Annotated in this window: 10 protein-coding genes; 1 reads left to right on the top strand and 9 read right to left on the bottom strand. The window is 48.5% G+C overall.

What is annotated here, in order from left to right:
- Positions 1 to 238: 238 nt before the first annotated feature.
- From radA to VJB08_01585, 4 genes are all read right to left on the bottom strand, one after another.
- Entirely contained in the window at positions 239 to 1,228 is a 990-nt protein-coding gene (gene radA, locus VJB08_01600) for a DNA repair and recombination protein RadA (protein HLD42661.1), read from the bottom strand.
- Positions 1,229 to 1,284: 56 nt separating this feature from the next.
- A complete protein-coding gene (locus VJB08_01595) occupies positions 1,285 to 1,566 on the bottom strand; it encodes a hypothetical protein (GenBank protein HLD42660.1) in 282 nt (93 codons plus the stop codon).
- A gap of 323 nt (positions 1,567 to 1,889) precedes the next feature.
- Positions 1,890 to 2,342 (bottom strand): metal-dependent hydrolase, encoded by a 453-nt coding sequence (locus VJB08_01590; protein ID HLD42659.1) that lies wholly within the window; start codon positions 2,340 to 2,342, stop codon positions 1,890 to 1,892.
- Positions 2,342 to 3,325, bottom strand: a complete 984-nt coding sequence (locus VJB08_01585; GenBank protein HLD42658.1) for a DUF2240 family protein — start codon at positions 3,323 to 3,325, stop codon at positions 2,342 to 2,344. Before VJB08_01585 ends, VJB08_01590 begins: the two co-directional genes overlap by 1 nt.
- Before the next feature lie 5 nt (positions 3,326 to 3,330).
- Here VJB08_01585 and VJB08_01580 point away from each other — a divergent pair, with 5 nt between their 5' ends.
- Positions 3,331 to 3,534: a hypothetical protein gene (locus tag VJB08_01580; protein HLD42657.1), complete on the top strand. Its 204-nt coding sequence runs from the start codon at positions 3,331 to 3,333 to the stop codon at positions 3,532 to 3,534.
- A gap of 7 nt (positions 3,535 to 3,541) precedes the next feature.
- Here the strand turns inward: VJB08_01580 and VJB08_01575 are convergent, their stop codons facing one another.
- Genes VJB08_01575 through VJB08_01555 form a run of 5 tightly spaced genes read right to left on the bottom strand, consistent with a single transcriptional unit; the run spans position 3,542 to position 6,660 of the window.
- The gene (locus VJB08_01575) at positions 3,542 to 4,408 is read right to left on the bottom strand and encodes a hypothetical protein (GenBank protein HLD42656.1); all 867 of its coding nucleotides are present in this window, start codon (positions 4,406 to 4,408) and stop codon (positions 3,542 to 3,544) included.
- Positions 4,409 to 4,425: 17 nt separating this feature from the next.
- Complete coding sequence (locus VJB08_01570) at positions 4,426 to 4,845, bottom strand: hypothetical protein (protein ID HLD42655.1); 420 nt, start codon at positions 4,843 to 4,845, stop codon at positions 4,426 to 4,428.
- A complete protein-coding gene (locus VJB08_01565) occupies positions 4,838 to 5,281 on the bottom strand; it encodes a hypothetical protein (protein HLD42654.1) in 444 nt (147 codons plus the stop codon). Before VJB08_01565 ends, VJB08_01570 begins: the two co-directional genes overlap by 8 nt.
- Before the next feature lie 25 nt (positions 5,282 to 5,306).
- Positions 5,307 to 6,284, bottom strand: a complete 978-nt coding sequence (locus VJB08_01560; protein HLD42653.1) for an N-acetylmuramoyl-L-alanine amidase — start codon at positions 6,282 to 6,284, stop codon at positions 5,307 to 5,309.
- The gene (locus VJB08_01555; protein ID HLD42652.1) at positions 6,253 to 6,660 is read right to left on the bottom strand and encodes a hypothetical protein; all 408 of its coding nucleotides are present in this window, start codon (positions 6,658 to 6,660) and stop codon (positions 6,253 to 6,255) included. Before VJB08_01555 ends, VJB08_01560 begins: the two co-directional genes overlap by 32 nt.
- Positions 6,661 to 6,786: the final 126 nt, after the last annotated feature.

The raw sequence follows: 6,786 nt of genomic DNA, 5'->3' as shown, positions 1-6,786 counted from the left end.
CTAACACGGGCTATTTTCCTCGCTTGATAGGTTGTCCAGCCATCATTCTTGCGCCTTATGGTCTCCATAAGCTTCCCTCTGGTGAGTTTCATGCTCCAATGTAACTCACCGTAGGGAAATAGTTTCGGGATAAGACAGGTTGCGATGTTGAAATGCGCAGAGCCGTGGCATATACTGGGTCCAGCGCAGGATGCAGGATGCGCGGACATATAAAAATAAAAATTAGAAAAAAAGAGGATCAAAGATCCCTGATTCCCTCCTCGAGAACCTGGAAGACTGCCTCTCCTTCCGGAAGGTTAGGGGCGTCAACGAGCTTGGCTACCCTGCTGCCCTTCTTTCCCCTTCGCAGATAGATCCTGAATGTGGAGTTGTGGCCTACGATGTGGCCTCCAATCGCCTCAGTCGGATCACCGAAGAACATGTCTGGCCTTGCCATGACCTGATTGGTCACAAGGACGACGAAGTTGTAGCGGTCTGCAAGCCTCTGGAGGACGTGCATATGCTTGTTGATCTTCTGCTGGCGCTCAGCAAGGGTGCCTCTGCCAATGAACTCTGCGCGGAAGTGGGCAGTCATGGAGTCAACAACAACAAGCCTGACGTTCACTCCTTTTTTTATAAGGTCTTCCACCTTCTCTGCCAGAATCATCTGGTGGTCAGAGTTAAAGGCTCTGGCAACCTTGATGTTCTCAAGGACTTTTTCTGGGTCAAGGCCCATCCCTTTTGCCATCTGGGTGATGCGCTCAGGCCTGAAGGTGTTTTCTGTATCAATGTAGACTGCTTCGCCTTCTGCGCCGCCCTGATCTTTAGGGAGCTGGACATTGACTGCAAGCTGGTGGGCGATCTGCGTCTTGCTTGATCCATAGGCTCCGTAGACTTCTGTAATGCAGCCTGTCTCAAAGCCGCCTGCCATCAGCTTATCAAGCTCCTTGCTGGAACTTGATAGTTTGATAACGTTGCTTCTCCTCTTGAGCAGGTCGGCCCCTGACTCAAACCCCATCTGCAGGGATGCTCTTGCGACAACAATGATCTTTTTCGCTCCTACCTCTGTGAGCCCTGCCGCATCCATCAATTCCCCGGGTGTTGCGACTGCAACAGACATAAGATCCGTAAAGCCTGCCTGCTCGAGCTTCTCTGCGGTTGCCGGACCTACTCCTGGCAGATCATACAAAGTCTTTTCCTTCGGCATCTCTTCCTGAGGCTGCTCCATTTGAATGAGTTTTTGTTTCATAATAGCTTCACCTTTTTTAGTTTTTGTATTGTACTGTATATGGATGATAAAAAAAATTAAATAACAAGCTCTTCCACAGGGGCTATGAAGTCGGGTTCTTTCATCACGACATACTCATAGGCTTTCTGCAGAACAAGCGCTGCCTTTGGCAGGTCATTCAGGCGGAAGGAGTTTGCAGTCTTCCACTCGCCGTTCTTGTCAGCGTATCTTCGCTGCAGGCTCACGGTGCGGAATTCAAAATTGCTTCCCTGCTTTGACTTGCCGTTGTTTCTCCAGACCGTTGCACTGATTGCTCCAGTGCTGAATTTCCTTTCAGGGATATTTCCCTCGTTTTCCATGTTACCAACCTCCTTGCTTTCGCGTTTTGTTTCAACATCCCCTTGATTATGGATCTTACTTGATCCCAGGGATGGGAATTTGGTACACAGGCTACTCATAGGACGGGGTTGTTTAAATAGCTCATCCGAGGGTGTCGAGTGGGGAGTGAGAAATGGTTTTTAGGGGCAGGAGGGCTGTATTTAGAGAATTTGAAGAGGTTAGGGGTGTCGAGTGGGTTTGGTAGTAGGATTTGCTCTTCTTGGACAAACATTATCTTCCTTGGCATGGTAGCAGGATTCCCTCTTTTTAGAGAAAGATTATCCTGGATGTTCTAAGCTGCCGCTCATAGGAGTTTTACTATAATCATAGATATGATAATGAAGAATACCGCCAACTCAAAGATCTTTCCCGTCTCCACAAACCCAGAGACATGAAGCTTCTGGAAAGGGTGGATGAAGTTTATTCCTTGGATTGTGAAGGAGTCTAAGACTAAATGTGAAATGCAGCCAATTGCCAAAGCGAACAGGATAGTATTGCTAAAAAAATAATAATGAATGATCAATAACGCAGCAGGGAGCCAAATGGAATGGAGAATGCCGCGGTGACCAAAGAGGAATGAAAACAGATGGGCTATTGGCTTTATCTTCTTTCCTAGCTTGCTTTTGGGAGTGTCAATGTCAGGAAGCAAGCTTCCAATGATAATGAATGCCATGAAAACAATTTTATTAAAAAAAGAGTAAGGAGTTATAAAAAACAATCCAACAAGGATTCCAAAAGCAACATGAGTCCTGGCCATCATTTGGCTTCAAGACGGGCAATCTCCTCCTGCGGATTTGGGCTGGTGTTGAGGAAGCTTGCAACAAATTCCAGGCGGTCAAACATCTGGTTGTGGTTGCACCTTCCCTTCACAATGATCTGGTTGCCGAGCAGCTCAGTCTTCCATGGCTCAAACGCCCCCGGATCCTTCCTGATCTGCTGGAACTCCTGCTGCGAAATTCCCAAAAGGGATTCTGCCTCTTTCCTGAAGCATGCAATCCTCATCGTCTCGGTGCCGTCATCCAGCACAATCGTGGTAACATAGGAATAGGAAGGAACGACGGATCCGTGGCTTCTGCAGCGATACTCAGAGCCCTCGAGCCTTGCGCGGGATCCGCATTCGGGGCAGACCTCGAAGAATTTCGGCTCAAAGACCTGGACAATGGTCCCGAAGATCTCAATGTCACGGTCTCCATCCTTCAAATCCTTGATGCTTTTTCTTGCAATCTCCGGCTTGAGGTCTCCTACAGCAATGCCCTCAGGATTGACGATAAGCTTTGATTTCTCATTGACATGAACCTCGATAAATCCCCTGTTGTCGCGGACATAGCCTGAGACGATCTTGACAATAGATCCCGGAGCAAGCTGACCTGCAATATCTGCAGTAGCCCCCCAGGAAACAACGCGTATTGTTCCTGACTCGTCTCCAAGGAGAAAGGATGCAACCTTTCCTTCTCTTCCTGCAGAATTGAATTCCCTGACCCCATAGTTCTCCAGGACTTTTCCTGCGGTCTCGACAGACCTCATTCCAGAGAGGATATTCTTGATCTGGAGCTTTCCTGAGACCTGGTCGATGACCCTGATGCCGAGCTCATTTGCAATGATATGGGCTGCGCCATCCTTGCTGATCAGCCCAGAAAGCTGCCTGGTTTTTTCGTCTATCCTTGTGTGGATCTCTTCTTCTGAAAGATCAGAGGCTTCCTTTATTTTGTTAATAATCTCCTGGAAAGGAATCTTGATCATACACCATGGTCAGTTGGTTTGTTTATAAAGTTTTATGTTATGGAGTAGATATTGAGATGTCTGGAGCAAGCCAATCAGCATCGGGCTCGCTTGTGGTTATATCTGCGATTGCTGACACCCCCGAAGGGGCCTACCCTCTGTCAGCAGTGGTTATGAGCGCGAAGAAGCTCGCAGAAAGGATGCTGGGCTCGCTCCAGAGTAGATATTGAGAGGCATTCAGGTTGCGGACCGGATTGTTGCAGGCGATGGCTGGAGAGGCGGCCGGAAAGATTGTTGGCCAGATAACAGGTCAGGAATGGCAAGGCTAAACTTGATGACCACCGGCTCGTTCTGGATTATACCGTTTGCCTCTTTTGGAAATGAGTAGCCTGTATTGACTTCAAAGAAATAGATGGAGTTTTCGCTTGCTGTGAGCGTCCATGGCGTTTGAGCGAGGGTCATTGCCCTTTCAACGCAGGCTGAAGGAAGAAAGCCTTCTGACTGGCATTCAAAGACATTGCTGAGGAGCTGTTTTGCGTCGTCTGCAGCGTGCCCGTAGATATTGAAATTGAAGGGGATGCTGGTCCTGGCATTTGGCTTGAACGCGAGCTGCCCGATTTCACCTCCGGCAGTGATTGGGGTTCTCATCGAAGAGATGGCTATGGCAGTTACAACTCCGCCATCCTGAATCAGGAAATAGTAGCCTTCTTCCGGAAAATTGATAGCTGCAAGGTATGCACCAAGGCGGATTCTGAGGAATCTGGAATATGCATCTTTGATTGATGAAGGTGTTGGAATGCAGGAATGGCCTGTCCAGCTTTCTGGAGAATTCCACAAGGCGATTCCGTTCGCCTGGCCGCAGTCGCCAAACTGGAATGTTGCTCCCTGCTCTGCAATGTCAAAATGTGCCTGATAGGCTGCGTTTTTCAATGCGATTGGGATAGTGGTCTGGAGCTGCAGCTGTGTTTGCCTTGCTTCCTGGATTGAGGCTGCTTGCCTTCCAATGACTCTTGTCTGTTGCTCTGTTCCAAGCTTTTCATTGATCTGGATGGCTAAGCTGAGCAGGACAACAGGAACTACAATTACCGCAAGGACTACAGGCATGGAAAATCCTTTTTTGCTCATGGGAGTTGGAGTGTTACAGGGATAGTTTGAGCTGGAGAGAGGAGAGGCATCTGGAGTGTCTGTTCCTGGCCTTGTGGATTGCCCTGGGTGATAACTTCATCCCCTACAGTGAGCGCCCAGGAGGGGTTTTGGTAGATAGAAGAGAAGAATGCCTGGGTTGCTTGCCTGAGCTGGGTTTCATCTTCCGTGAGATAAAAAGAGGCGATGAGCTCATCCATCGGAACTCCTTCATAGGAAGAGAGGAGATAGCTGGACATCAGCTGGGCTCCCTGAATACCAGCCATTGAGGCTGCCACAGCATCTGCCTCCTGATTTGCGTCATAGGAATACCACATAAAGAACGCTACAAAGAAGAAGGCGATCAGGACTATGCTTAAGAGAAGGTTCAAGTATTTTGGAAATGCTTTTTTATTCATCAGGATCCTCCTGTATATTGAATGCCCTCTGTTTCGGTATGAGCTGCTCAATGGTGAGCGCAGCGGGATAGGCCTGAGACCCGTCTATCACACTGATAGACACTGTTTTTGTTAGGAGGATAAATGAAAGGCCGCGCAAGGGATACTGATCCTCAAAATCCTGGCTGGAGATCTGCGCCTCAGGCCTGTCATTTGGCTTCAAGGCAAGCCTGAAGCTGCGTTGGGCTGGCAGGAGTTCCTGCCGGAAGAGGCCAAGGTCAACAGAGTTTGGCATGGTGTAACCCGTTGAATCGGTATATGCAAGCGAGGCAATGACCTGCTCTGTAAGGAGGCGCTCTTCAAGGTAGTTTGTATCGAGCCTTTTTGCAAGAGAAGCGTTTGCAACAGAGACAACAGTAAAGACAATGATAGCAATAAGAGGTATGATGATCACCATATCGAGGTTTTCTCCAAGCAGGGCTTTACGAGAGGCCTGAAACCATCGCATTTGCAATCTCACCTTTTTGCTGGTTGAATTCACTGACAAAATCTGCATTGTTTACATTCCCGAGCTCTATGAGCACTGCAGTTTTTCCATCAAGGAGTATTTTTTTGGGGTCATTGGGATCCAAATCCTGGGGAATGACCGGAAGTATAGCTGCGCCTGTGTTTGGGAGAGCATCTTCGAGCCTGGATGCGAGCCTGCAGGCAAGGTCTTTTGTTTGAGGAGAGGATGCTGTAGAAAAGAAGACTTTGATAGGCGAGGATGAAGGGGATGCTTGCCCGAGATGCAGGCTGAGGGTGGTGTCTGCATGCTCTGCTTTTTGGAGCCGCTCTTCAAGGCTTAGATCCCTGTTCGTTTCCCGTGTTTTTTCCCCAGGGATGAGCTGGGCCAGAGCAGTAACTGCTTCTGACTCGATGATGCCATTTGCAGAAAAGCCTTGGTCTGAGCCGCCATGGCCTGGGTCAATAAGGATGGATTTTCCTTCTGGCTCGTATGCTGGATCGAATGAGCAGGCAAGGCCTGAGAGAGCCTTTCTTTCTTTCGTTAGCTCAATGCTATCCCCATGCTTGATAAAGAAGACCGGCTCGTTTAAGGAGACCTCTGCAGGAAGAACATGGATATGACTGGGAGCAGAGAAGGCTGCTGTTGATGCCAGAGGGTCTCGCCCTCTGACAACCCGTACATTGTTTTCCTGGATAATTGCTGTGAAGCCAGGCTCTGGAAGGTAGCTGAGCTCGGCGTCAGCATTCAACGATGCAAGTGAAGTGATGGTGAGCGCAATGTCATTTGCAAGAAACTCCTTTTCAAAGGTTTTGTTGTCTGACAGGGAATTTGTGTATGCAAGCAATGGCAGCATGACTAAGAGGATCGGAAGCAGTATCTGGAAAATCGGCGGTATGACGAGTTCCAGGGCATTCCCTTTTTTATGAAGAGATTTCAATTTCCTGATTGCCATAGGAGAGTGTCAGGGTTTTCTGGCTGGTGATGGTGAGAGAGGTGGGAGCGATTGGGGTTTCAACGACTCTGCAGGTTTTCTTGGCTTCAATGACGCAAAGGCACTGCCTTCTGCATTCCGGATTGCTTGGATCATTCTCAATTCTTTGAATCTCATAATCTTTTCCAAGGATTGGAACAACAAGGGTTTGGCTTTTTTCAAGGCCTTCTATCTCTTCAACAATCCGCTTCAGGTCAACCTGGGGCTGGGTTTCTTCCTCTTTGGCGATGACAAGGTAGAATTTGGTTAGAATTAAGAGGACAACAATGAGGAGAATAATATGGGGGGTCATCTTGACCAGCTCTGCAAGAAGCGTCACTTCCCCTTTCTTTGACATAGAAGAATTTACGGTAAGAGGGTTATTAAAGGTTTTGGGTCAGCAGGTGAAAGTCTCACTTCGTGGCTGTCGCCAGTCTCGGCTCCGAATGCCTCAGCTCAAAGCGACATATCCCCGTGAGGGACG

This window comes from Candidatus Nanoarchaeia archaeon, from assembly GCA_035290625.1.
Taxonomy (GTDB): domain Archaea; phylum Nanobdellota; class Nanobdellia; order Woesearchaeales; family DATDTY01; genus DATDTY01.
This window is presented reverse-complemented; position numbering and strand designations above follow the sequence as displayed.

Excerpts from the sequence above, each read along its gene's own strand:
- VJB08_01555 (HLD42652.1), bottom strand. The coding sequence starts at position 6,660 with ATGTCAAAGAAAGGGGAAGTGACGCTTCTTGCAGAGCTGGTCAAGATG.
- VJB08_01590 (HLD42659.1), bottom strand. The coding sequence starts at position 2,342 with ATGGCCAGGACTCATGTTGCTTTTGGAATCCTTGTTGGATTGTTTTTT.
- VJB08_01575 (HLD42656.1), bottom strand. The coding sequence starts at position 4,408 with ATGCCTGTAGTCCTTGCGGTAATTGTAGTTCCTGTTGTCCTGCTCAGC.
- VJB08_01595 (HLD42660.1), bottom strand. The coding sequence starts at position 1,566 with ATGGAAAACGAGGGAAATATCCCTGAAAGGAAATTCAGCACTGGAGCA.
- VJB08_01570 (HLD42655.1), bottom strand. The coding sequence starts at position 4,845 with ATGAATAAAAAAGCATTTCCAAAATACTTGAACCTTCTCTTAAGCATA.
- VJB08_01560 (HLD42653.1), bottom strand. The coding sequence starts at position 6,284 with ATGGCAATCAGGAAATTGAAATCTCTTCATAAAAAAGGGAATGCCCTG.
- VJB08_01565 (HLD42654.1), bottom strand. The coding sequence starts at position 5,281 with ATGGTGATCATCATACCTCTTATTGCTATCATTGTCTTTACTGTTGTC.
- radA (HLD42661.1), bottom strand. The coding sequence starts at position 1,228 with ATGAAACAAAAACTCATTCAAATGGAGCAGCCTCAGGAAGAGATGCCG.
- VJB08_01585 (HLD42658.1), bottom strand. The coding sequence starts at position 3,325 with ATGATCAAGATTCCTTTCCAGGAGATTATTAACAAAATAAAGGAAGCC.
- VJB08_01580 (HLD42657.1), top strand. The coding sequence starts at position 3,331 with ATGGTCAGTTGGTTTGTTTATAAAGTTTTATGTTATGGAGTAGATATT.